Source organism: Terrabacter sp. BE26, assembly GCF_041941675.1.
Classification (GTDB): Bacteria; Actinomycetota; Actinomycetes; order Actinomycetales; family Dermatophilaceae; genus Terrabacter.
This window is the reverse complement of sequence record NZ_CP090122.1, coordinates 3,096,198-3,120,746: the sequence shown is the minus strand read 5'-3', so window position 1 is coordinate 3,120,746 and position 24,549 is coordinate 3,096,198. Positions and strand designations below refer to the sequence as shown.

20 protein-coding genes are annotated in these 24,549 nt (G+C 63.8%); 4 read left to right on the top strand and 16 right to left on the bottom strand.

The genetic code is table 11. The annotated features are described in order from the left end of the window. Positions 1-18: 18 nt before the first annotated feature. On the bottom strand, positions 19-399 hold the full coding sequence (locus LQK93_RS14325; protein ID WP_374968451.1) for a hypothetical protein: 381 nt from the start codon (positions 397-399) through the stop codon (positions 19-21). Between LQK93_RS14325 and LQK93_RS14320 the strand changes: the two genes are divergently transcribed. Next, positions 398-1,552, top strand: coding sequence for a D-alanyl-D-alanine carboxypeptidase family protein (locus LQK93_RS14320; RefSeq protein ID WP_374968450.1), 1,155 nt, complete (start codon positions 398-400; stop codon positions 1,550-1,552). The two genes, LQK93_RS14325 and LQK93_RS14320, sit on opposite strands and share 2 nt — an antisense overlap. Here LQK93_RS14320 and LQK93_RS14315 read toward each other — a convergent pair. The 3 genes from LQK93_RS14315 to trpS are packed head-to-tail and all read right to left on the bottom strand — an operon-like array spanning position 1,467 to position 4,232. Continuing rightward, a complete protein-coding gene (locus LQK93_RS14315; protein WP_374968449.1) occupies positions 1,467-2,591 on the bottom strand; it encodes a YihY/virulence factor BrkB family protein in 1,125 nt (374 codons plus the stop codon). The genes LQK93_RS14320 and LQK93_RS14315 overlap by 86 nt on opposite strands. Before the next feature lie 2 nt (positions 2,592-2,593). After that, positions 2,594-3,127 carry a 2'-5' RNA ligase family protein gene (locus LQK93_RS14310; RefSeq protein WP_374968448.1) on the bottom strand — a complete coding sequence of 178 codons (534 nt, stop codon included), beginning with the start codon at positions 3,125-3,127 and terminating at the stop codon, positions 2,594-2,596. A 55-nt stretch (positions 3,128-3,182) separates the two neighbouring features. Continuing rightward, a complete protein-coding gene (trpS, locus tag LQK93_RS14305) occupies positions 3,183-4,232 on the bottom strand; it encodes a tryptophan--tRNA ligase (protein WP_374968447.1) in 1,050 nt (349 codons plus the stop codon). A gap of 162 nt (positions 4,233-4,394) precedes the next feature. Between trpS and LQK93_RS14300 the strand changes: the two genes are divergently transcribed. After that, on the top strand, positions 4,395-5,855 hold the full coding sequence (locus LQK93_RS14300; protein ID WP_374968446.1) for a polysaccharide biosynthesis tyrosine autokinase: 1,461 nt from the start codon (positions 4,395-4,397) through the stop codon (positions 5,853-5,855). A gap of 1,275 nt (positions 5,856-7,130) precedes the next feature. Here LQK93_RS14300 and LQK93_RS14295 read toward each other — a convergent pair. The 5 genes from LQK93_RS14295 to LQK93_RS14275 all read right to left on the bottom strand — a co-directional run bounded on the left by LQK93_RS14295 (position 7,131) and on the right by LQK93_RS14275 (position 12,257). Further along, the gene (locus LQK93_RS14295) at positions 7,131-7,850 is read right to left on the bottom strand and encodes a low molecular weight phosphatase family protein (RefSeq protein ID WP_374968445.1); all 720 of its coding nucleotides are present in this window, start codon (positions 7,848-7,850) and stop codon (positions 7,131-7,133) included. A gap of 337 nt (positions 7,851-8,187) precedes the next feature. Then, complete coding sequence (locus LQK93_RS14290) at positions 8,188-9,162, bottom strand: GDP-L-fucose synthase family protein (protein ID WP_374968444.1); 975 nt, start codon at positions 9,160-9,162, stop codon at positions 8,188-8,190. A gap of 208 nt (positions 9,163-9,370) precedes the next feature. Beyond that, entirely contained in the window at positions 9,371-10,132 is a 762-nt protein-coding gene (locus tag LQK93_RS14285) for a glycosyltransferase (RefSeq protein ID WP_374968443.1), read from the bottom strand. Further along, positions 10,129-10,914 (bottom strand): glycosyltransferase, encoded by a 786-nt coding sequence (locus LQK93_RS14280; RefSeq protein WP_374968442.1) that lies wholly within the window; start codon positions 10,912-10,914, stop codon positions 10,129-10,131. Before LQK93_RS14280 ends, LQK93_RS14285 begins: the two co-directional genes overlap by 4 nt. Before the next feature lie 56 nt (positions 10,915-10,970). After that, positions 10,971-12,257: an O-antigen polymerase gene (locus LQK93_RS14275; RefSeq protein ID WP_374968441.1), complete on the bottom strand. Its 1,287-nt coding sequence runs from the start codon at positions 12,255-12,257 to the stop codon at positions 10,971-10,973. A 941-nt stretch (positions 12,258-13,198) separates the two neighbouring features. On the opposite strand from LQK93_RS14275, the gene LQK93_RS14270 reads away from it, so the two are divergent. After that, on the top strand, positions 13,199-14,281 hold the full coding sequence (locus LQK93_RS14270; protein ID WP_374968440.1) for an acyltransferase family protein: 1,083 nt from the start codon (positions 13,199-13,201) through the stop codon (positions 14,279-14,281). Positions 14,282-14,648: 367 nt separating this feature from the next. On the opposite strand, the gene LQK93_RS14265 is transcribed toward LQK93_RS14270, so the two are convergent. The 5 genes from LQK93_RS14265 to LQK93_RS14245 form a co-directional block, all read right to left on the bottom strand. After that, entirely contained in the window at positions 14,649-15,668 is a 1,020-nt protein-coding gene (locus LQK93_RS14265; protein WP_374968439.1) for a glycosyltransferase family 2 protein, read from the bottom strand. A gap of 207 nt (positions 15,669-15,875) precedes the next feature. Continuing rightward, positions 15,876-17,147 (bottom strand): lipopolysaccharide biosynthesis protein, encoded by a 1,272-nt coding sequence (locus LQK93_RS14260; RefSeq protein WP_374968438.1) that lies wholly within the window; start codon positions 17,145-17,147, stop codon positions 15,876-15,878. 226 nt (positions 17,148-17,373) lie between these two features. Further along, positions 17,374-18,417 carry a GDP-mannose 4,6-dehydratase gene (gene gmd, locus LQK93_RS14255; RefSeq protein WP_374968437.1) on the bottom strand — a complete coding sequence of 348 codons (1,044 nt, stop codon included), beginning with the start codon at positions 18,415-18,417 and terminating at the stop codon, positions 17,374-17,376. Beyond that, positions 18,414-19,724: a glycosyltransferase family 4 protein gene (locus LQK93_RS14250; RefSeq protein ID WP_374971515.1), complete on the bottom strand. Its 1,311-nt coding sequence runs from the start codon at positions 19,722-19,724 to the stop codon at positions 18,414-18,416. The genes gmd and LQK93_RS14250 overlap by 4 nt, the downstream gene beginning before the upstream one ends. Next, complete coding sequence (locus LQK93_RS14245; RefSeq protein WP_374968436.1) at positions 19,711-21,090, bottom strand: sugar transferase; 1,380 nt, start codon at positions 21,088-21,090, stop codon at positions 19,711-19,713. Before LQK93_RS14245 ends, LQK93_RS14250 begins: the two co-directional genes overlap by 14 nt. Before the next feature lie 366 nt (positions 21,091-21,456). Here LQK93_RS14245 and LQK93_RS14240 point away from each other — a divergent pair, with 366 nt between their 5' ends. Further along, positions 21,457-21,876, top strand: a complete 420-nt coding sequence (locus tag LQK93_RS14240) for a phosphomannose isomerase type II C-terminal cupin domain (RefSeq protein WP_374968435.1) — start codon at positions 21,457-21,459, stop codon at positions 21,874-21,876. Between the two features lie 16 nt (positions 21,877-21,892). Here the strand turns inward: LQK93_RS14240 and LQK93_RS14235 are convergent, their stop codons facing one another. Together LQK93_RS14235 and LQK93_RS14230 are read right to left on the bottom strand one after the other, a co-directional pair. Continuing rightward, on the bottom strand, positions 21,893-23,605 hold the full coding sequence (locus tag LQK93_RS14235) for a DUF4012 domain-containing protein (protein WP_374968434.1): 1,713 nt from the start codon (positions 23,603-23,605) through the stop codon (positions 21,893-21,895). A 69-nt stretch (positions 23,606-23,674) separates the two neighbouring features. Continuing rightward, a complete protein-coding gene (locus tag LQK93_RS14230) occupies positions 23,675-24,295 on the bottom strand; it encodes a hypothetical protein (protein WP_374968433.1) in 621 nt (206 codons plus the stop codon). Between the last annotated feature and the right edge of the window lie 254 nt (positions 24,296-24,549).

Here is a 24,549-nt window from a genome sequence, read left to right as displayed (position 1 = left end):
CACCGGCAACCGACCGGGTTAGTCTGTCCCGGCGATGACGCCTCCGGAGCCCTCCCGACGGCGCCCGTGGGCGCCTTTGGCCGCGGGCGCGCGCCTCGCTGCGCTCACGCTGGCCCTCGCCGCGCCGATCACGTATGCCGTGTCGCCCGCCTCCGCGACGAGCGCTCCGCGCGTCGTGGCTGGCAGTGCTCCCGTCGCGGCACCGTCCTGCAGGCCGTGGCAGGCGCCCGTGACCGTCCCGTCCGGGGTCCTGCTGAGGCCGCGGGTCTTCCCCTCCGACGAGATGCCTGTACCCGCCGCGACGAGCGCTCCCCCGGCCGCACGACGGGGTCCGAGCGCCACCCACCACACCGCCACGCCGACGAAGCCGAAGCCGCCGGTGGTGATCTGCCGGGCCATGCCGCCCACGCCCTTCACCCATGCCGCTTGGGACCCCGCCACGGTCGTCGGCGGCTCGAGCCTCGGCGACGACGGCGTGGTCACGGACCGACCGGCCGGTGTGCCGGCGCCGCCTGAGGTCTACGACGTCTCCTACGTCGTCGCCGACCTGGACACCGGCGAGATCCTCGCCGCCAAGTCGCCGCACGCGTGGCTGCGCCCGGCGAGCACGCTGAAGACGCTGACGGCCCTGACGCTGATGCCGCGCCTCGACCCGAAGCGGGTCGTCGTCGCCGGCCAGGACGCCCAGGACGCGGCCGGCTCGCGCGTCGGCATCCTCGCCGGCAACCGCTACCCCGTCGGGAGCCTCTTCGACGCGATGCTGATGTTCTCGGCCAACGACGCCGTCTACGCCCTCGCCGACGCGGCGGGCGGCTACGAGCGGACGGTCTCGCTCATGAACGAGGAGGCGGCGCGCATCGGCGCCCACGACACGCTCACGGTCGACCCCAGCGGCCTCGACGACGGCGCACAGCGGTCGAGCGCCTACGACCTGGCCCTCGTCGGTCGCGACGCCATGCGGCTGCCTGCCTTCCGCTCCACCATCGTCAAGCGCGACGCGGTCTTCCCTGGCGGCAAGGACAAGCATGGCAAGGCGTGGCCTGCCTTCCACGTCTACAACATCAACGAGCTGCTGACGCATTATCCCGGCGCGATCGGGATCAAGCCCGGCCGCACGGACCGGGCGCAGCACACCTTCATCGGTGCCGCCACGCGCGGCGGCCGCACGCTCCTCGTCAGCGAGATGGGGAGCGTCACCGGCTCCTGGAAGCCCACCGCCGCGCTCCTCGACTGGGGTTTCGCGTATGCGGACCAGGTGACCCCCGTCGGTCGCCTCGTCGAGCCGGGTGAGGCGCCGGCGCCGACCGCGGTCGCTCTCCCCCAGCTACCCACCCCGGGGGCCGTCCCCACCACTGGCGAGCAGGTCGCCGGCACGCCGTCGGGGACACCGGCCGCGGCAGCCCGGAGCGGCTCGTCGGCCTACGGGCGATCGGTGCTCCTCGTGCCTGCTGCCTCGGGGGCCGCCGTCACCGCGGCGATCGTCGCACTCGCCGTCCGGCGGCGACGACCAAGGCTCCGGCGGCGCCGAGGACGGCACCTGCCGCCACGCTGACGCGGTCTATGGCGCGGGTCGGCCGCGCCCGGTCGGGACCGGTGACCGGCACCGCGACGGGGGCTGCGGCATACGGGACGAGGGAGGTGTCGGCACCCGCGGGCAGTGGCGCGACGAAAGCAGGCCGCAACGCGAGGAAGAAGGCGGACCGCTGGGTGTCGTCGCCGAGGCGGTGCAGGTCCACATCGCCTGCCGCCCACGCCGCGGAGAGCAGGATCACCTTGGACATCAGGTTGAGCCAGAAGAGCAGGCCGACGGCCACGGCGACGGCCCCGAGCAGCGGGTTGCCGCTGACATGCCCGATGAGGTAGCCGCCGAAGAGCTTGAGGACGGTGAGGGCTGTCGCACCGACGACCGCCCCCTGGCGAACGTCGCGCATCGGCAGCGGCGCGCCGGAGAGCATCCGCAGGAGGACGACGAGGATGAGGGTGTCGAAGACGACGCCCACGAGGAGGCCCGCCAGACCGACGAGCGCGCCGTTCCCGGCCAGTCCCACCCAGCCTGCGACCCGCTGGGCCAGGCCGCCGACGACGCTCGTCAGGATCGCGGACACGGCGATGGCCGCGCCCATGGTGACGAGGACGAAGAGGTCGCGAGCCTTGGTTGTCACGACGTTGCCGGTCGAGGCCTCGAGGCCGAAGATGCCCCGGATGCCGGTGCGCAGGGCCCCGACCCAGCCTAGCCCGGCGAGCAGCAGCGTGACGAAGGAGATGATGCCGGTCAGCGTCAGCGTGAGGCTCGTGGGCGGCGTGATGCTGATGATGCCGTTCGGGTGGTCGGGGGTCTTGACCAGGCCGGGCACGGTCGTGTTGATGTAGTCGGCGATGGTCACGACGAGGTCGGGGTGGCCGCGGAGGACGAAGCCGAAGATCGCGAAGGCGAGGGCCAGCGCGGGGAAGATCGAGAAGAACGCGAAGTAGCCGACGCCCGCGGCCAGCAGGTCGCCGTTCGCCTCGCTGTAGCGCGTCCAGGCGCGGTAGGCACGGGTCGCCTTGAGCCACGCCAGGATCCGGTCGAGACGCGCCCGCAGCGACGGCACCGTCAGTCCCCGGAGAGGGCGAACTCGTGCACGGGACGCCAGACGCTGTCGTCGCCGAGCTCGTAGAGGTGGAAGGAGCCCACCTTGAAGGCGACGGAGTAGTCGGCGAGGTCGTCGAACGCCTTGTCGAGGGCGTCGGCCGGCACGTTGTGAGCCACCGTCACGTGCGGGTGGTAGTAGAAGTCGAGGTCGCGGTGGATCGGCCCGGAGCGCAGGGCCACCTCGAGCGCCTCGCAGTTGGAGACGCCGCGGGCCACCTGGATGAACACGACGTCGGAGAGCGGGCGGAAGGTGCCGGTGCCGCGCAGCACGACGGAGAAGGAGGCCTGCGCGGCGGCCACGGCTGCGCAGTGGTCGCGGAAGGCGGCGTACGCCTGCTCGTCGACCTCGGTGGGCGGCAGCAGGGTGATGTGCGCGGGGATCTGCCAGGCGGCCGGGTCGCCGAAGTCGTCACGGCGCTGCTGCAGGTACTCGCCGTGCGGGGCCGGGATGGGGATCGAGACGCCGATCGTCGTCGTCGGGCGTGCATCACTCACGCCCTCGACCGTACCGAACCGGTCGACTGCTGCCTCCGTCGGGCCGCTCACGATCTCAGGCGCGCCGGAGCGAGCTGAGCAGGCCCACCTTGTCGTAGACGCGGCGCACCGTCGCCTCGGCGACAGCACGGGCACGCTCGGCCCCGTCGTCGAGGATGCGGTCTAGCTCGGCGGGGTCGTCCATGAGCTCGAGGGTGCGGGTGCGGAAGGGGGTGACCGCCTCGACGACGACCTCGGCGACGTCCTTCTTGAGGTCGCCGTAGCCCTTGCCGGCGTACTGCTCCTCGAGAATCGCAACCGGCGTGCCGGACAGCGCCGAGTGGATCGCGAGCAGGTTGGACACGCCCGGCTTGTTGTCCTCGTCGAAGCGGATCTCCCGCTCGGTGTCGGTCACGGCCGAGCGGATCTTCTTGGCGATGCGCGACGGCTCGTCCAGCAGGCTGACCAGGCCGGCGTCGGAGGCGGCCGACTTGCTCATCTTGGCCGTCGGCTCCTGCAGGTCCTGGATCTTCGCAGTGGCCTTCATGATGTGCGGCTCGGGGACCACGAGGGTCTCACCGAAGCGCTGGTTGAAGCGACCGGCGAGGTCACGGGAGAGCTCGAGGTGCTGGCGTTGGTCCTCCCCCACCGGCACCACGTTGGCGTCGTAGATGAGGATGTCGGCGGCCTGCAGCACCGGGTAGGTGAAGAGGCCCACGTTGGTGTTGGTGCCCTTGGCCGACTTGTCCTTGAACTGCGTCATGCGGCTGGCCTCGCCGAAGCCGGTCAGCGTGCCGAGCACCCAGTAGAGCTCCGTGTGCTGTGCGATGTGGCTCTGCACGAAGAGCGTCGAACGGGTCGGGTCCACTCCCCCGGCGATGTACTGCGCCGCCGTGATGCGGGTGCGCTGGCGCAGCACCTCGGGGTCGGGCGCGACGGTCAGGGCGTGCAGGTCGGCCACGAAGTAGAAGGCGTCGTGCGTCTCCTGCAGCCGCACCCACTCGACCAGCGCCCCGATGTAGTTGCCGAGGTGCAGCGAGTCGCTCGTCGGCTGCATACCGGACAGGCTGCGGGGGGCGTCGTTCGAGAGGGAGGGAGTCGAGGACATGGCTGCATTCTGGCCCATGGCGCGCCAGATCCCTCAAACCGGTTCCAGGCCCACGGAGCCTCCGGCGTGCTTGTCGGATATGTCCCCCCTAAGATGGGCGGGAGTCGGAACTGGCCTGTCGAGAGTCAGCTCTGGTCCTTTCAGGGGGCAGGGGCCCCAGCAACCAGAGAAAGTTGAACTGTGGAACTCCAGGACTACCTGCGTGTCCTCCGGAAGCGGTGGCGCGTCATCGCCCTCGTTACGCTCATCGTGCTGGGACTGGCCGCAGCGTTGACGGTGCTGACGCCGCCCACCTACTCGGCGACGACGCAGTTCTTCGTCTCGACCTCGAGCAGCGACAACGCTCAGCAGCTGCAACAGGGCAACACGTTTACTCAGGCGCGTGTGAAGTCATATTCGCAACTGCTCACCTCGCCCAAGGTGCTCGACCCGGTCATTGCCGACTCCGGCCTCAAGACCTCTGCCGACCTGCTGGCGAAGAACATTACGGCCACGATCCCGCTCGACACAGTCATCATCGAAGTCACGGTGACCGACCCGAGCCAAGCGCAGGCGACGCGGATCGCCGCATCCATAGACAAGGTCTTTCCACAAACGATCCAGCAGATCGAGCAGGTGCAGGCCGGCGCGCCCAGCCCGGTCAAGGTCACCGTGGTGAAGCAAGCAACCGCCGACCTCGGACCCATTAGCCCCAAGCCCGCCCGCAACCTTGCCCTCGGCCTGGTGCTCGGCTTGCTAGCGGGTCTCGGCCTGGCACTGCTCCGCGACAGGCTCGACACCCGCATCAAGGGCGAACGGGAACTCAAGGACCTTACCGACAAGACCGTCATCGGTGGCATCGCGTTCGACTCCGACGCCTCGAAGCACCCGCTCATCGTGCAGGTAGACCCGCGGTCGCAGCGCGCCGAGGCCTTCCGCTCGCTGCGCACCAACCTTCAGTTTATCGACGTGGCCGACCCACCCAAGTCCATCGTCGTCACCTCCTCGGTGCCTGGCGAGGGCAAGTCCACCATGACAGCCAACCTCGCCCTCAGTCTCGCCGAGACGGGCATGCGTGTGGTGGTCATTGAGGGCGCCCTGCGTCGCCCTCGTCTGCTCGACTACCTCGGCTTCGAGGGCTCCGTCGGCCTCACCGACGTGCTCATCGGCCGCATGCAGGCTCAGGACGTCCTTCAAAGGTTCGGGCGCACCAACTTGTCCGTCATGGGCGCGGGCCCGATCCCGCCTAACCCAAGCGAGCTGCTCGGGTCGTCCAACATGGAACGGCTCATCAAGCAGCTCGAGCGGGACTTCGACTACGTTCTCATCGACGCACCGCCTCTCCTGCCCGTCACCGACGCGGCGGTGCTCAGCACCATCGTCGACGGCGCCCTCGTCGTGGTGGGTGCTGGGATCGTGGCCAAGGATCAGCTGCGCCACGCCCTCGAGTCGCTTGAGACGGTCAGCGGTGTCGTCCTCGGCCTCGTGCTCAACCGTGTCCAGGCCGAGGACGGTGCTGGCGCCTACGGTTACTACCGCTACGAGTACGTCCAGGATCGGGACCGCCAGCGAGCCAAGGGCCGCCGCGGCAAGTTCGGCGTCGCACATGCACAGCCGGTGGAGCCGGCGGCGCGAGACCGCAAGGCAGCCCGCGTCTCCTGACCCGATCAATGAAACCGCCGTGGTTGCTTGAGAACGCGGTCAAAACCTCGCGGTCCCAAGGTCAACAGGAAACTTGAATATGTGAGATTGCGGCCCCCTAGCGCTCACCTGCGCTCGTTGCTGCGCGAAGGTGGGGTCCTCGTAGTCACCGCTGTGAAAGCCTGAGCGTTCACTTGTCTTGGTCAGGCCACCCTCGGGCTGCAAGACCTGTTTAAGGGCTTAGATGGTGAGCCGAGGTGAGAGGCTGAGCTCGGGACCGGTTCCCGCTTGGGGCTCCTGACATTGGTTGCGGCGTACCGCCCGCGCCGTAGCACGCCTACGAAGCTGGGCGCTTCCATGAGTTCAGGTCCGCGTTCGACACCCACGTTTGGGCGCCGACGGCAAGCCAGCCAGCCTGCCGTGCAACCGACAAACTTATGGTCCCTGCTGCTGCCGCCGCCGTAGACGACAGGCAGGCGACGGTCGACAACGGGGGGGCAGCGGGAGCGACCTTGATGATCGCGATGCCCGCGCACCCAAGGGCCGGACCGGCCGTGTACGTGGCGGTCGAACCGTTCTCTTCCCTGCTCGCGATAGTGAGGGCGCCAGGGACGGCGCCAGCATCGGACCATTTCACGCCACCGTCCAGCGTGCGCCGAATCGTGCCATCGGCGCATAGGGCCGCGGCCTGTGACGCAGTGGCACGGGCTAGGTCGACCACCTCACCGCCACCGCAGGGACGTGAGGCCCCCGCCCGCGGAGTCACGACGACGTGGGAGTCCGACACAAGGCGAGTCCACGCTTCCTCAACGCGCTTGGGCCGACTCCATGAGCGACCGTCATCATCAGTTGTCAGCTCGACGAGCTGACAGTCGCGGGCCGCCGCATACGCGAAGCCCCGGCCGTTGCCCAAGGGCTGGACGCGGCCAATAGCTCGGGCCGGTGCGCTGCCGACGCTCCAAGTCCGGCCGCCGTCGCTGCTGGCCTGAACTAGGCCTCCCCCATCAGCGCACGTACCGACGCTGGCCAACCACGCGCGGTGCTTGTCAACCGCCACAATCATCCGAGTCAGGGGAGCGGGCCCCTGCGGCTGAGCGGGCGCCGAACTGACACTGAGACCCAGGCTCGACGTGGATACTGGCGTACCCGTCCCGGAGGCTGCCGTTCGCTCGCTCGGACCGAGTTCCGGAGGACGCAGCGCGACGACGGCCAAGGCGACATCGGCAGCGAGGAAGATCGCCAAGCCTACGGTGGCCAACCGGAGTCTGCCGATGTGGGATCTAGCATTTCGGCGCATCACCCGTGCGTCCTGACCCGCCACCGTTGCCGGCTCAGGACCGCAGTCACCGCGGGAAGAGCGCGCTCAACCTCGCGCGCCATTCGCGCGAAGGCCGAGCGCCCCTGACCATAAGGATCGAAGATGTCGCTCTCCTCTCGCGGACGCGGCGGAATCGTCCCACGCCGCTCTGCCGCAAACCCGGCAACATGTGCAGTCCAAGTTCCGCCAAGTTCGGGATCCCCGAACTCGGCAAGCACCTCTGCATCCGCATCTGCAACGAGGTCAGCAAAATCAGAAAGGGCGAAGCAGTAGCCCATCGAGCGGGGCAGGAGGCGGACAATTTCGGCCCGATGGACGCGGGTAGCTGTGAGCACAAGGTCAGCGTCGGCCACCATACGTTCCGTGACCTGCCGAGCAGCGAACTCGGCGGTGGACGCTCCACGCGCACGCAACTCGCCCAACGAGCCAGGATCAATCGGGGACCCGACCAGCGCTCCAGTCCCGGCACTCGATACAACAATGCCGCTGCTGGCACACAACTGCGCCAGCCGCCGTTCGATATATGGCGAGCGGCACACGTTGCCCGTACAGACAACGAGAATGGCACCGCCATCTGCGCGTGCATCCTCTGCTTCCACCACTACCCCCCGAGAACCACGTCCAGAACAACTCAATCGACGTCTGCCAGCGCCAACCCGGACCTTACCGCAGCGTGCGCACGCTCTCGCTGGAACCATGGCACGCAGTGCGATACGTCGCTCAGCGCTCGCCCGCGAAACCGCATAAGTGGAGGCGAGACTCCGTTCAGATACTGTCCGCAGCATCCTAGTGCGAACGGGGCAAGACGTGGATGCCACCCCACCGGCGGCGCAGGGACGCCAACCTGCGGGCCGTCCCTCGCGCTCGAGGTCGAGGCGAAGCACTTCGTCGCCCAACCGCGGCGCCTCCACGCCCCACGCTATTCTATCAACTCGTCAGGGCCTCTGCGCCGTCCAACATGGCCGTAGCTGCCACCATCGTGTACGCCTGGGCAGACATCGCATGGCTTCGGATACAGGCGCGCGGCCGCCGCCCCTAGCGGTCGCCCGCGCCCGCCAAGGGCGAGTGGTCTTTGAACCAGTCATAGGTTGCTCGAATCCCGTCGACGAGTGAGATCTCGGCTTTCCAGCCCAACGACTCGATCCGAGCGACGTCTAGCAACTTTCGGGGCGTCCCATCCGGCTTGGAAGGGTCCCAAACGATGGGGCCCTCATAGCCCACGATTTGGCGCACGGTTTCCGCGAGGTCGCGAATGCTAACGTCCTCACCCACACCGATGTTGATTGGCGCCGCCTCGTCGTATCGCTCGAGAAGCGCCACAGCAGCGCGGGCCAAATCATGGACGTGGAGAAACTCCCTGCGTGGACGCCCACTACCCCACAAAGCAACCTCTGGGCGCGCACCCACCTTTGCATCGTGGAACTTGCGGATCATAGCCGGCAGAACATGCGAGGACTCGAGATCGAAGTTGTCTTGGGGACCATACAAGTTTGTCGGCATTGCGGAGATGAACGAGGCCCCGTACTGGCGACGCATGGCCTGCACGTGGATGACGCCAGCGATCTTTGCTATCGCATAGGCGTCGTTCGTCTGCTCCAGTGGGCCAGTTAGCAGCGAGTCCTCAGTGATTGGCTGTGGCGCAAACTTGGGGTAGATACAACTTGACCCCAACAACAAGAGGCGACGCACGCCACAAGCTTGCGCAGCATCAAGGACATTCACTTGGATACGGATGTTGTCCGACAGGAACTCCGCTGGGTACGTGGAGTTCGCCAGAATCCCGCCGACCCTAGCGGCAGCGAGGACCACGTAGTCCGGCCTCTGCTCTGCGTAGAAGTCGAAGGTAGCCGCGCGATCGCGCAGATCGAGTTCCGCGGACGAACGACCGACGAGCGCAGTGTGGCCGCGATCTGAGAGGTGGCGCCAGATGGCCGATCCCACCAGACCGCGGTGACCGGCGACGTGGATTTTGGCGTCGAGCGGCAGCGGACCAAGCAATGTTTGGGGCATGGAACGAGGATACCGCCTGAGAGACGGGCCTCCATGTCTCGTCTCGTTTCGAAGCAGGACGTAGGAACCTCAGAGCGAATGGATGACAGACCCAGAACTCACCTGGCCTCCTGCGAGCCAGTGACCGACTGGTCTGCGCGCTGGGGTCAGCATGCCCCTCAACTGCGCGCTCGAACTTCTGCGGGAGCTCTTATCTCATAACAAGAACTTACGACCTGGCAGATCTGAGGGAGCGCCTCCTCCTCCTAAGATCGTGCGCCACCCGTCGGAAGACCAGTAGCAACGTGAGCCAACCCATGATTGCGCGCTTCTTCACTATGGACACGGCTGAGCCGTGGTATAGGTCGGTCTGGTTCGCTCCGTGGCGCCGGTATGAGGCGAGCACCTCTGATTCGAAATAGCCTCGACCAAAGACCTCGACATTCAGACCGATCCAGACATCGTGCATCGTGACCCTCCGCGGTATGGGTAGGACATGCGGCAACAGCGTCGACCGAAATGCTGTGGCCATACCGAGGTAAGAGTTCTTGTAGAAGTTCTTTAGAAGACCTGGCCCCGACCCGCGCAGCGCAAAGTATGACGGCGCGAGCTCTTGCAGCCGACGATCAACAACGCGGACATCGTGAACCACCCCCATAACATCAGGAAACGTCTCGAAAACTCTAAGGACTCGGCTAATTTTATGGGAATCCCATATATCATCTTGGTCGGCCAAGAAGACAACGTCGCCGGACGCGCGCGCGAGGACATGACCGAAGTTTGCAATGACGCCTCTTCGAGGACCATTGATCAAAGTAATACGGTCATCCTCCGTCGCCAAATCCTTGATGATCGCCACTGTTGCATCCTCTGACCCGTCGTCAGAAATGATAAGTTCATCGCATCGACGCATCGAAGCCAGAATTGTCCTGACCTGCTCCGCGATAAAGTCCGCCCCGTTATAACAGCAAAGAACAACAGAAGCCCTCATGCCCGATTACCCATCCTGCTCAATTTTACATAACGCACGCCGAGGCGCGCCCACCTCACGAGTCGCCCGATCACCCCTGAGTAAAACACAGCCGAATCCCGCCGAAAAATTTCATGTCGCCGCAAAGCGGCGCTAAGGTCATCCGAGACCGCGGAGAATGTCTGATTGAGAACAACGTTAGACATGATAGTTACGGGTATGCCGCGCTTACGAACATCGGACACGAACTTATGGTCAACGAACTCTAGAAAAAGTCGTTCGTCGTAGCGATATCCCGAGAAAACACTGCGGGCAATCACCATCCCTGAATTGATAGCGCTAAAGCTTCCCAAGCGCAGCCCCGAGAGGTCTTCAATTGGGCGAAAGGTTCCCAGGAAATGCCGGCACGGACTGAATGCCTTGCCAGCAGTGGTCACCACCGGGACAAAAACACCATCACCATCGACACCTTCGCGAACCCATGAGGCGGCATCTTCAAAGAAGGACGTCTCCACTGCCGTGTCATCATCGAAGAGCACTACATACTGGGCCTGGCAGTGGTTCAATGCAGCGTTGTAAGCGCGAGATATGCCCAGATTTCCGCCGAGCCCAAGATACGTCACCTTCGGCCCCTTCGCGGCCTTGTTTTGCGCACACGTCGACGGGTCTGTGCTGTTGTCACAGTAGAAAATCGTCCGTACGAGAGGCGCGGATTGAGCTGCGAGAACCGCTGGCGAATCCACCAACAAGGAGTTGTAACCAACCACTATCACGTCGAATATTGGCAACGCTGCTTGATCCATGGGTCGAGGATATGGCAAGGGGGCCATTCCCTGCGCGAGCCGCCGCGGCTCGCTACTCATGCCGAGGCGCTTGGCCCGCGCCCAAGGGGTCGAGTCGACGCCGCCGGACCAGACGTGCGCAGCGAGGGGAGCGACTCCCTGGACGCAATCGGCGACCTGCCGGCGCGCCTGGAAACCTGGTCCCCGTCGCCCTTAGCGAGGGACGTTCGAGCAGCCGAGATCCTTTTGTGCACCACGGCCGCCAACAGCGCCAGCGGTGGAGCATATGCCAATGCGACATTACTAAATGGGTCGTAGAACACGTTCGCAACCACAAAGAGGACGAAGATGCCTCGCATCATCTCAACCAGATGACCAACCCGGCGCACTGCGAATTCCCATAGGGCAAAATACGCAAGCATCAAAACGAATGACGCATATAGACCAGCCCAGCCCCCCAATGAATAGAAATCAGCAAACCCCGTAGACGCATTAAGATAATCCACTACATAGACGCCATTGAATGAGGCTGTGTCCAAGTGCTTAGAGAAGGTCGCAGGCATGAAACCGTAAACAATGCTTTGAATTGAGTTGGCATCCGGAACGGTCTGAGTTTGCAGGGCAAGGTTTGAAAGTGGGCTCGTCAGGTACGTATACGTCCAACTGAAAGAGTCAACAAGCCCCATGCTTGGGCCACTGAATCCCGCAATCGCCTTGAACTTCTCATAATTGTCCCACGGCTCACCCAGACGCAAGTTGCCCAGGATTCCCATGAAGAGCGCAACGCAGATTAATCCAACGACTAACCCAAGAGCACGTCTCACCGTCAAGCCACCACGCCGATGCGACCTTTTGCTGTTCCATGACATGAAAATAGCTAACGTGAACAGAGAAAGGATCGCGAAGCCGCGAGCCTGGCTCAGCAAGAGAAGCATAAGACAGGCGGCGAACTCTAACAGCACGGGAAAGCTTCTGGAGGCCGAAAAAATATATCCGAGATATATGCAAAAAAAGACTGCCAGTGCCGTCGTCGCTACGTGGAGGTACGGTATGCCGACTCCTGCCTGCGTGGCCGCACTTGGGTCAAACCCTCTGTATGAGGACCCGGAAATGAACGGCACACCTCCAATATATGCCCAATCGGCCAGAAATCCGAGGCTAATCAATATCAGCAACTTCCGCCTGGTCGCGGCCATCTCCACCGAAGACGCCAGCAAGAATTCACGCGACTCCGAAGTCTCGGTGTAGCGCTTCTCCAACGTCGCAAACAGTAGCGAAACTGAGATTGTTAGGGCGAAGAATGCCGTCAGCCCCGGACCAATCTGGATATTGTACGCGGAAAGGCGAAGGACATACAGGCCCAAGACCGTTAGCCAAATCCCAGCGTACCAAGAATGGCGGCTCAGAAGCTTGGCTCTCATTGCGATGGGTGCCCCTTTATACTGTGTGCCCGATGATGCCTGAAAGTTGATGGCTGGCGGCGTCGCCAAGCGCGTGCGCTTGCGGATCCATGAACGACACGACTAACGTCAAGACATATGTGAGACGCTCATAGGCGAGCGCGAGCCTGTCCATAAGTGGCTCGGGTCGAGGTCGGACATTCTCGCACCCCGGAGGGAGGGGCGAGCAAGCTGCATAGATCGTGGCTCGGGTTACTTCCGATTCAACCCGTCAAGATCCTTCGAACGTCGGCATGCGTGACCGCACTTGAGCGTAGCACCCCTCCGCGTCTCAGTGTTTCTCGACTCTGCCGTGGCAAGGGTAACCACGACGGTCGCGCCAAGGACCCAGCAGCACCTCACTTGCGGCCTGTGGCTTGGCCCAGGCGCCCAGCAGTCATTATATGGCCTGGCACAACGGCAGGCGGGCTCCCTGTTGCCACTTTGCACTCAAGGTTTGGGACGACCCACCGCCCTCCCGGTTCCATGGACACATACTCTCGACAAGCCGACTCGTTGGCCCTTCGGAATCCTCGCCCACGACAGGCTTCACGCCTTAAAGCCCAAGGTGCCAGGTGCCCGAGACCTCAGGCGTGGGCGTCCGGGCACTCACTGAACTCCAGACACTGTGCGAGCCCCTCCCTCGCCACAAGCTAGGCGGCAGCCCACAAACCAGTGGGGGGCGTCGAGTGGCCTCGGTCCCGGCGCTCGAGTCCTCCAGACGGCAGGACCACGGCATTGACGAGCTCTGCGCACCTCGGCCGCAGTTCCTGCTGAAGTCCAGCTGGATTGATTGGCTGCCGGCTTACGTCGGAGCTTGTGCGCAAGGGGAATGAGCGGGGGTGCGCGATGTAGGCTAACGATCCGTGCCTCCTCCTAGTGACTCCGCAAACGAACCACCCTCGAGACCAGGCCGGATCGACTCCTGGGACGTGCTCCGTGGCCTTGCCGTCGGCTTGGTCATGCTGCGCCACGCGTGGCCGGCCGAGTTTCCGGGTGCAGGCGTCGCCGGGGTAACGATGTTTTTCGGTCTCTCTGGATTCTTGATTACCGATATCATCCAGGGCGAAGTAGCGCGGAGCGGCCAGCTCTCATTTGTGCGCTTCTATCGAAATCGATTCTATCGCCTGATTCCCGCCGTGGCGGTTCTGTTACTCGTGTATCTCGTGGTTGAACTGTTTACGGGAAGACTCCATGACAGAGCGCCGTTTGTCAGCGTCGCAGTAGGCCTGCTTTACCTGGCTGACGTTCCTGGCATTCACACCGGTCCCGGCCTAGGCCATCTATGGACGCTAGCGGTGGAGGAGCAGTTCTACCTGGTCTGGCCGACTTTGCTGATATTCGGCATCCGACGTTCACGTGTCGGTGCAGTCGTAGCAACGGCTATCGTTGGAACTTTGCTGGTTACTGCACTCGCTCTCACCGTCTCCTCAACTACTGCTACCGTGTACACGTTGCCGACATCTTGGGCTCCGGCGCTCCTGGTAGGCGCGGCGGGCCGAATGTATATCGAGAAACTCCGTACAGTCGTGCGCCCTTGGGCACTGGTGCTGGCGGGCATGGGGTTGGTCTCTGCCTGCTGGCTGCCGGACGCCAAAGATAAACCCCTAACCTATTTGGTCGTAGGCCCACTGATCGCGTTCTCTGCGGCAGTCCTGGTTATAGGTTCGGCGCCATATTCGTCGGTGCCCACTTGGCTTAAGCCGCTTCGGATGCTCGGACGGATCTCTTACGCCGTCTATCTTTGGAACTTCCCTATCGTCTGCTGGCTCCGAGGCGGCTTTCAAGAGGGAACCAGTGGGTATTCTCTGCTCAGTATCGGGCTATCCATCGTCGCTGGAACAGCATCATGGTACCTAGTGGAGGAGCCGATGCAACGGGTCAAACGCCGGCTGCATGGCGGCGGGACCCGCCAGCGCTCAGGAACCGAGATGGCGCGGACCTCCTAGAGAAAAGATCACGCGGCTAGGCGCTAGCGTACCGACCGTGTATCCGCGCCGCCGCGAAGGCTTCCGCTTATCTAGCGGCCGTACGACGAGCATCTTCGGGTCTAGGTACGTCACCGGGGAACGTGCTTTGGGAACTTGTACCGGAATAGGGCTCCGACCTCTTCAGGCGAGCTGATCAGCTCAGCGCCTTGACGTCGCGAATTTGCATCCTTGACACGGTCCCAGCACAACGCCACCCTTGGCCGCTCGAAGGCATACGGCCACGGCCGAGGCTCGGCTTAGATGGAGACCGGTAACTGAGCGGGGGCCCGGGACAACGCCCCGAAGTCGCCGTCGTCTGCCCCTCTCTGCCTCACATGAGGTGGCGCTAGGCCGACCTCTGCTCGCGCAGCGTCAACAGCAGTGCGTAAACCCGGTAGAGCCGCAACTTCAGCGTGGCTAGCTTGAGCCGCCCGGCCCAAGAATAGTCTCGCATGCGCGAATGTTTGATGCCGGCGGCAAATTCGGGAACTTTGGCAAATTCTCTGATTCGGCCTGGACTGGCTTGCATGCCATATCTCAACACTCCCTCATCGAACAGTGTGACACACATCCGATGCAGCGCCGGGAGAAGGTGATCACCGCCCATCTGATCTATGTATGAACTGAGGGCCTTCACGAGCAGCTCAATGTTGCTTATAAAGGAATCATTCGGACGGTGTGAGTAGGACGAGGGATCTAGCACGTATACGTAAACTGGCGATTGATAGTACGCCACTGACTGAACGCTCCCGAACGCTTCCACATTGAACAGGACGTCTTGGCTTCTAGCAATTCCGGGGCGGAACAGGTTCCCGTCAGGGAACCCCTTGAGAAGAAATTCACGCTTATAAATCTTCGCCCAGGGCGCGCCCAGAAGGCCGACATTCTTGGCTCCGCCAAAGCCTATGCTGGCGAGGCACATCCTTTGGAGGATATGCCGGTCCATCCCGTCGAGCAAGACTCGGTCTGCGTTGATGTTCGCGACTACGTTATCGTCCCCGGCGGTCCGTTTCATTACGAAGTCCCCGACGGAGATATCCGCGTCGAATTCGATGGCGAAGCGATAGAAAGGTCCTAGTGAGCCCGCCGGTAAGAAGTCGTCGGCATCGACGAACATGACCCATTCCCCACGCGAGTGCTTAAAGCCTCGGTTACGAGCAACCGATACGCCACTTTTCTCCTGGCGCAGACAAACGACGTCAAGGCTCGCACTAAAGAGTGCAACAACGTCCGCTGTGGCGTCTGTGCTCCCATCATCCACAACCACGACCTCGAGGTCCTCGAGGCCTTGCTCTGAAATGCTCTGCAGACACCTTGTGATGAGATGAGCTGAATTGTGGGCCGGGATCACTATGCTTAGGGTCATTGCTTCCGCACCTTCGGGCTCGGCGTTTGTCCGGACGGGACGACGCCGATAAACGACACCGGCCGTCTGCATGGAATCGTTTAACTAGTGAAAGTCCCATTCTGCCTAGTTGCCTTCGCGGTGGAAGAGCAGCCACGGACGATATGGGGTTGGCTCGGGGGACGGGAACGGGTACAAGCATATCGCCCGAACGACTGAGGAAGCCACTTAGCTTGCATTCCCGGGTGACTCGTTGCGCCAGTAGGTCAATATCCTTCGAGATCCGAGAGCAACGATGACAGCCACCGCAATCTCGCTAGCAAAGAGCCCAATCGCGATCCCACCTACATTCAGGAATTGTCCGAGTGCCAACATAGTCGGTACCCCCACGACGGCACCAACAGCGTTACCCATTAGACCTATGCGCGCCCGGTTGCCGGGGATAAGGACGTTACGCAACAGCGGGGTCGACAACGCGACGCACGCGAAGGCAAGACCTAAACCGAGGCAAGTGAGCTCGTCCGCCTGAACTGCCTCCCCAAACAGTATGCGACTAGCGAGCGGACCGAACAATGCGATGGCCAGAAATCCTAGGAGAGCAAGAAGCGCGTGAAGTCGCAGAGCTACCATGGCGCGATGAGCGCGCAGCGACGCTTTGGTCGACAACACCCAGCTCTGAAGGGAGTTTGAGAGTGAAAGAATAGCGAAGGATGCGTATGCGTAAATGCGCATTCCCGACGAAAACGAGGCCGCATCGTGGGTGGAAGCAACCATGACGGCGAGTGGCACAGGTGTGGCCACATAAAACGACGACACCATTGAGGCCGATGCGACGGGCCACTGGAGCCGCAGGGTCGAGGCAAGAGCGCCACGGTGCGTCATTGATCGCTCGCCATGGAACTGCTGCCTGTCTAGAAGAACTAGACCCATCGCTGTGCTGACAATCGAAAGCACTGGATATATCCACACCTGACGCAAGAACGCCACTAAAACAAACGAAAGTAAGGTGGCCAGCAGACGGGGTAATACATCGAAGCGAAACAACATGGACGGCTTACCGAGTGCGACGCAGTACCAGCTCGGAGAGAGCCCTACTGCTGCCGACGCCAAAGTCATCAGGATGGATGTGAGACGCCACTCCGATTTCGATAGAGCAATGGCGACTGCAACCGCCAGGGGGGAGCCTAGGACCAAGAGAAGCATGCGTGAGCGGACACTTCGTCGGTACAGATCACGCCTATCCGCGGTCGACGACAACTCCGCAAAGCGCGCAGGGCCTGCCGACGGCCATCCGAAGAGCGTGAAGGTCGCCAGAAGGGAGCCGATCGCGGTTGCTGCGCCAAGGCTGGCCCATCCGGAGGGACCCGCGACACGAGCCACCACCGGCATCAGGACTAAAGGTGAGACTAGTGAAACGAGCGGTCCCAACGTGAAGCCCGCGAGTCGAGAGACAAACGCCTTACCGATTCCTAACTCGTCGTCTGCACTAGTCCTGGTCACAATTCACCTGCGCAGATTGTGACCATGATGCGGAATTTTATTGCCGGCACTGTGATGGGTTTGCATTGTGAGTGCCGTGGATATCTTCGAAACAGCTGCAAACAGTGGGCACCCGGGTACCTTTCTCACGGGGAGGTGTCGGACTGCGACGTGGAGGAACGACCTCGGACTACCTCAGACACAAATCGAATTTCTCCATGAATCGCTGATCTGGCGGTGTGGACACTTAGTGTGAATCCCCCTCCGCGACCCAAGCCGGCAGTTCGGGGCGGTCGATCCAGTGGCTGCCCTCGTGCCTGAGTGACTGAATGTCGGCGTCGACCATAATGCGCACAAGATCGTCACCGTGAACAGCGGCCTTCCAGCCCAGCTTCACTTCCGCCTTCGTGGCATCACCGATTAGTGCATCCACCTCAGTCGGCCGTAGGTAGCGAGGGTCGAACTTTACATGGTCGTGCCAGTTCAATTCGGCGTGGGTGAATGCGGCCTCAACAAATTGCTGCACGGTGTAGCCCACTCCGGTTGCTAAAACAAAATCTTCCGGCTCGTCGGCCTGAAGCATCCTCCACATGCCCTCGACGTACTCGGGCGCGTAACCCCAGTCGCGCACCGCGTCAAGGTTGCCGAGGTAGAGCGAGTCCTCAAGGCCAGCTTTGATTCGGGCCACAGCACGCGTGATCTTGCGGGTCACGAACGTTTCGCCTCGACGCGGCGACTCGTGGTTAAACAGGATGCCGTTCACCGCATACATGCCGTAGGCCTCGCGGTAGTTGCGCGTAGCCCAGTAGGCGTACACCTTTGCCGCACCGTAAGGCGAGCGGGGGTAGAACGGCGTGTCCTCACCCTGCGGCGGAGGGGTGGCTCCAAACATCTCCGAGGTGGAGGCCTGGTAGTATCGACAGTGGATCCCGCTACTGCGCACCGCCTCCAGAAGGCGAATCGCCCCCATCGCGTCGGTGTCCGTCGTGTGGACCGGCTCGTCGAAGCTAACACGCACGTGCGACTGGGCGGCCAGGTTGTACACCTCGTCGGGACCTATGTCGTGCAGGAGCGAGACCATTCGAGCGCCATCGTCAAGGTCTCCGTAGTGAAGGAAGAGCGTGGCGCTCGGCTCGTGCGGGTCGACATAAAGATGGTCGATCCTGCTGGTGTTGAAGGTCGAGGAACGCCTGATCAGGCCATGCACCTCGTATCCCTTGGCCAGCAGCAGCTCTGCTAGGTAGGAACCGTCCTGCCCGGTGATTCCGGTGATCAGGGCCTTGCGTGTCATGTCTTCCTTCCAAGGGATGCTACTGAGGTGGCCGAATCATTAGCTGCAATCTCTCGCAGCAAGTCGTCGAATGCGCTGAGCGCAGATTCTGACGACAGATGCCGGTGGACGAACGCCGGTCCAGCCGCGGCGTCGGCCTCACTCCAAGCTTGGCTCAAGGCCAAGGCGGTATCGGCCAAGGCCTTCGGGTCATCCGGCGGAACAATGGCGCCAGCGTGACTGGCCCTGATTTCGTCCGCCGTGGTGCTGTCCTCGGCCGTTGCCGCAAGCACCGGTCGTCCAGTGGTGAAGTATGTCGTCAGTTTGCTGGGGACGGCCGCCTCGTTGAGAGTCGGCCGCTCATTGACCAAGAGGACGTCCGCGGCTCGAAGTGCCTCGAGGAACTCCCGCTCGGGTAGTGGCGCGATGAACTGAACGCGAGCACAGCCTGCTGCGCTCGCGGTCAGCTGTGCGCGTTGGTTGCCATCCCCCATGAGGACGAACCGAACAGGCAGGCCGTTCGCTTCTGCATAGCGCGCTGCCCTGATGACGTTCTCCAAGCCCTGCTTCGCACCCATGTTGCCGGCGTGAAGGACGACCACCTCGTCAGGCGAGACCCAACCCCACTTGTCACGGACCTCCGGGACGTCGACAACCCCCGCAGTGGGAACATGCGTCCAGTTTCGGACTGTGGCCACCTGCCGCGGCTCGACGTTCAGTCGCTCTACCAACACTCGACGGAATCGGTCGTGGATCACCACCACCTTGCTGCACCGTCGCGCGAGGCCGCCCTCGATCGCGCGCATGGCACCGCCCATGAGGCGGGCGGCGGTCCCTGGGGTTTCACCCACGCCCTGGCTGTACAGGTCCTGAATCCACAGGAGCGTGGGGGGTCGACGACGCCGAGATGTGGCCATTTTAGCCCGCACCACGGCGCTGGCGAAAAGGTTTGGACTGACGAGAATCGTCACATCAGCGTCGCTGCGTGCCCGGCTCGCGAATTTGGCTCCATATCCAGCCTCATAGAGGAGCCGCGATGCGAAGTTCGGACGCTTCGGCACGAACGAGGCGATGCGCCGCACGTGCACGCGATCGACAATCTCTTCCTCACGCCACTCACTCCGCGGCAGGATTTCCCACCCAGGATAGTGGGGCGCCCCGGCCAGCACGGAGACCTCGTGACCTCGCTGGGCCAGGCCCCGGGCAAGGGAAGTGACGTAGGGTGCATTCCCTGTGGTTTCCGGGGCGTAGTACGTAGAGACGATTTGAACCTTCAGCGGGTCAGTTTTTCGCTCGCGGGTAATCCACATGCTTTCAGACGGCTCCATCGGCACCCACGACGGCCTTGAGTGTCCGCAGGAGAATCAGAAGATCCCCGAAGAGAGTCCAGTTCTCGACGTAGAACACGTCCAGGCGCACGCTGTCTTCGATGCTGAGGCTCGACCGACCGGACACCTGCCAGAGACCCGTCATACCGGGCTTGACGAGTAGACGTCGGTGTGCACGACGGTCATACTGCGCCACTTCACGGTCGATCTGGGGCCGCGGTCCAACTAAGGACATCTCGCCGCGCAGCACGTTGAATAGTTGGGGCAGCTCGTCCAGGGAGTACCGACGCAAGGTGCGACCCACAGGCGTGATTCGAGGGTCGTCCGCGCGCTTGTAGAAGAGCGACACCTCGCCGCCAAAGACCTCGTCGAGGCGGGCGTCTGCGTCTTGATACATCGATCGGAACTTGAAGACGTGGAAGGTCCTGCCGTTCCTGCCCACACGAGCCTGCTTGTAGATGACCGGTCCCGGACTCGTGAGTTTCACGAGTCCGGCGACCGCAAGAATCACCGGAGAGAGGAGGGCCACCAGGGCCGCGGCAGCCACCCAGTCAGTGACCGACTTGAGCCAGTACTTGATGCCGGAGAACTCGGGCTCGTCGACGAAGACCATCGGCAGCTTGGCTGCAGGGTGTAGCAGGAACCGCGGGCCAGCTACGTCGACCAAGGAGATCGTCACAGACAGGTCGACACCCGATCCCTCGAGGTCCCACCCGAGGTGCTGGACCGCGTCGGCCGTGATCGCGTCCGCGCCCGAAACCGCCACGAGGTCGACACCTTGGCGGCGCGCGACCTCTGCAATATCGCTGAAGTCACCCAGAACTGGGATACCGGCGCCGGTCTGCCCGTCGTGCGTAGCGCCTGACGGAATGCAGATGCCGACGACGCTGTATCCCTCCAAGGGGCTCCTGGAGAACTCACTGGCCAGCTTGGCGGCCTTAAGGGGCGTGCCCACGACCAGGACGCGCGACATGCACATTCCAAGTGCGCGGCGTCGATGCAGCCACTTGCGCCACGCCCACCTGTTGCCGATCAGTAACAGGGTGCCGAAGACGAAGACGATCGCTAAGTAAAGGCGGCCGGTGCGCATCTGGAGCAGGAAGGAGGCGAGGCCCACCGCGGTGAACAGCCGCCACGAGACGGTGACGACACGCTGGTACTCCATGTTGCCGCTGCCGACGATTCTGCGGTCGCAGGTGCGCAGGCCGACAAGGCAGGCAAGCCAAAAGCCGGCGAGCACGACGGAGACGACGACGTACGGAGGATTGACCTTCCCCGCGACGTCCGAGCGGGCGGACGTGAAGCTGACCAGCTGTGCGAAGGCTACTGCCACCACGATGACCAAGGCATCGGATGTGTGAACCATGCGCCGATAGCGCGACCACCAGCTCGACCTGGGGGTCCACAGCTCGGGCCGGTATGTCGGCCGCAGAGCCCGACGGCGGACGGGTTGAGGCGAAACGCGCTTCGCCGTCGCCACCGGAAGCGCACTCGCTTCTAGCGCCCATTGAGCGGAGAGTACATCTCTCCCGATTGGTGCCGCCCCAGTCGACCGATCCACGTCCACCCCTGTTCTTCAGGCCGCGAGGCCACCCCGATTCACGTTGTCTGGGAGAGCACTGTGAAGCTGGCGTGCCCCCGTGACAACAGGCCCTATTCTAGCCATACCCGAGCAAAGCCGCCCACGTGCCCGCGGGCTGGCTCGGCTTGCTCCACTCACGACAGGGATCTCATGGACTTCTTCGCCGTCTCCAACGACGCGCCATCGCATTCACCGATCGAGTACGACTTGGGCGACCGCAACCCGACGACCGACATCTTCGTCGCCGAGCGGCCCTGGGGACAGTTCCAGCAGTTCGTCTCCAACGAGCAGGTGACGGTCAAGATCATCACGGTCCAGCCGGGGCACCGACTGTCCCTGCAGCGCCACGACCACCGCGGTGAGATGTGGCAGGTGCTCGACGTGCCGATCGACGTCACGGTCGACGACCGCACCTGGTCGGCCCAGCCCGGCGAGACCGTGTGGGTGCCACGCAACGCCATCCACCGCATGGGCAACTCCGGTGACCGACCCGGCCGCCTCCTCGAGGTCGGCTTCGGCCACTTCGACGAGACCGACATCGAGCGACTCCAGGACGACTACACCCGCTGAGCGCCCTTTGGTCATGTCAGGGCTGACGGCCAGCGCATGCGGCAGCCTTGACATGGGTGACCTGGGGCATCACCAGGGGCTGGACCCACGTCGTCACCGGTCCACTGCCGGCCGCGACCGGCTCCTCAACGTGCAGCACGAGCGTGCGCGTGGCGCCAGCAGGTATGTCTATCGTTGCCGTGAACACCGGCCGCCCGTGCTCGGTGTCTGCCGTCAAGAACGTGGGCTTGCCGTCGAGGGTGGGGCGGGAGAAGTGCGCACCCTTGGTGGCGTAGTAGCCCACCAGCAGCCGGCTCGTGCCCAGGGGCTGTCCGCTCTGGTTCGGGTCGGCGCTTCCCGCGGCATACTGGCTCAACCCAGTCGCGGGGGCCGTGTTGGTCAGCTTGATGGTGACAGTGGCCGCGGGGCGCTGCCCGGAACAGGCGGCGGTGTAGGTCACCTCGCGCTTGAGGTAGTAGTCCAGCTTGTTGCCGCCACCGTTGTTGATGACCACTCCCGAGAAGAGGCCGTCGGTGTCGTCGAGCAGGCCCGCCACCGGGTAGCGGGCGAGCAGACGTTGCTCCGGCGCTGATGAGCTGTAGACCACCAGGCGACGCTCGCCGATCGCGTGACCGAGCGCCTTCCCTAGGTCTGCTGGGTGGGCGGGCCCGTGCGCCAGCACGGTCTGCGCCACCGCCTTGGCCACCTCACCCAGGAAGAGCTTGCGGACCGCCGGGTCGGCGAAGCGGGCGTAGGCGTCCCGCTCGGTTAGTGCCACCACGTTGGCAGCGGAGACCTGCGTGCCGTCAGCGAGCCGCGTCGGCCCCGTGACCTTGAGGAGCATCGCGAGGGCTGAGGGGTCCGTGGCGATGGCGCCGTCGAGCCGCTCACCCGTCTTGGCCTGCCAGAAGCGAAGCATCAGCTGGGCGGCATACGGGAAATGCGGGCTCACGGTCGAGTTGACGAAGACCCTGTCGACGGCCGAGCCCTGGTAGTGGTCGAGGAAGTCGGCGTCCAGCCCTTTGGTCGGCACTGTCACGCCGTCGAAGTCCCCGTCGTTGCCGAAGCGTTCGAAGCTGACTTTGCCGCCGTCGGCTCGGAGTATGGCGTAGGCGCCGGGCAGCCCACCGAGTCCACGGGCCTCGGCATTGTTCTCGAAGGCCAGGATGTAGCGCCGGGGGCCGTGAGCCCCGAGCATGGCCGGCAGCAGGTCGACCGCATCGCGGGTCGTGTGCAGCTGCTGCGACAGGTCGGCGACCTGGGAGAGCAGGGTCGTCCGCGCGGAGTCGACCGGGCCCACAGAGGTCTCGGGCAGGACGCGCACGCTGCCCAGGATGCGGTCGGTCGCCGCCGTGGCCTGCGTCAGCGGTTGCTGCGCGGCCACTAGCGGCTTCAGGTCGATGCTGCCGTGGCCGGTCGAGAGCTTGCCGCCGACCACGCTCCTCTGGACAGTGCGCAGGTCGGGCAGCACCTCGGTCGCGAGGTCGTCGACCGCGTCAGCCGCGCCGCGCACGGTGACGAACGGCCGACCCACGCCCGGTAGCCAAGCCGGCGCTCCCCAGATGGGGCCGTCAGTGAGGGAGCGGGCCGCGGCCGACTCCCGCTGCACCGTGGCCAGATGCGCAGCGATCCGGGCGGCCGGCGCACTCGGCGAGACCAGGTCGGCCCGGAGCAAGGAAACCGCCACCTGCGCATCGCGCAGGTGGCGGTTGACCTGATAGGCGGTGTAGGCCAGAGCGAGGCCACCCACCAGCAAGAGCGCGGCAACGGTCACCAGGGCCGCGCGCCAGGGGCGGCGCGGCCGACCGTGCCTCACAGATCAGATGGCGGGGTTGACGTGCTTGCGACGACGCGAGGCAACCATGAGGGCGCCACCGGCGAGCATGAGCGCCGCACCGCCACCGACGACCGCGGCCACGTTCGTGCCCGTCATCGCAAGGCCGCTGCCGGTCGAGCCGGAGCCGGTGGAGCCACTGTTAGCGCCGCCCGCGTTGCCACCGTTGTCGTTTCCATTGCCGCCGCCGGCCGGGGCACCCGTGACCGTGAACGAGAATGTCTTGACGACGCCCGAGCTGCGGCCAGTCAGGACAAAGGTGTGAGTGCCATTGGAGAGGGTCGAAGGCACCGTAAAGGAGCCGGTGACGACGCCCGCGGCGTTGGCGACATACGTGCCGACGTGGATCGGAGCCGAATGCACGTCGCCGTCGGCGTTCTCGCCGGGCTTGTAGCCGTCGGCCTCGAACTCGAACTTCTCGCCACGGTGACCGTGGTCCTTGTCGTGCTTGACCTTGCAGTCCTTCGGCGGGTAGCCGCCCTTGCAGTGGCCGTAGGCGTGACCGTTGCCGTTGGCGGCGTTGGCGGCCGTGGCCCCCCCGATGACGCCACCGGCGAGGACTGCCGACAGGCCGATGACGGCAAGAGATGCCTTGGTAGCGCGCATTGAAGAGTTCCCCTAAGTTTGAGTGGCCAGAGATGGCAAGCCCGATCGTAGCGGTAAATCAGGACAGTTGCCGCTTTTGCGGCCACAGCGTCTCAAGAAACGTCTGCTGAAGCGCCATTGAGACCGTGGTGAAGGCCTCCGCACGGGGTCGACGAGGCCGACATTGAGCGTCTCCAGGGCGACTACACACGTTGACGGCTCATGGGTCTTGGCCCCTACCTGGGTGGAATGGCCGAGAGCCAAGCGGCTGGATG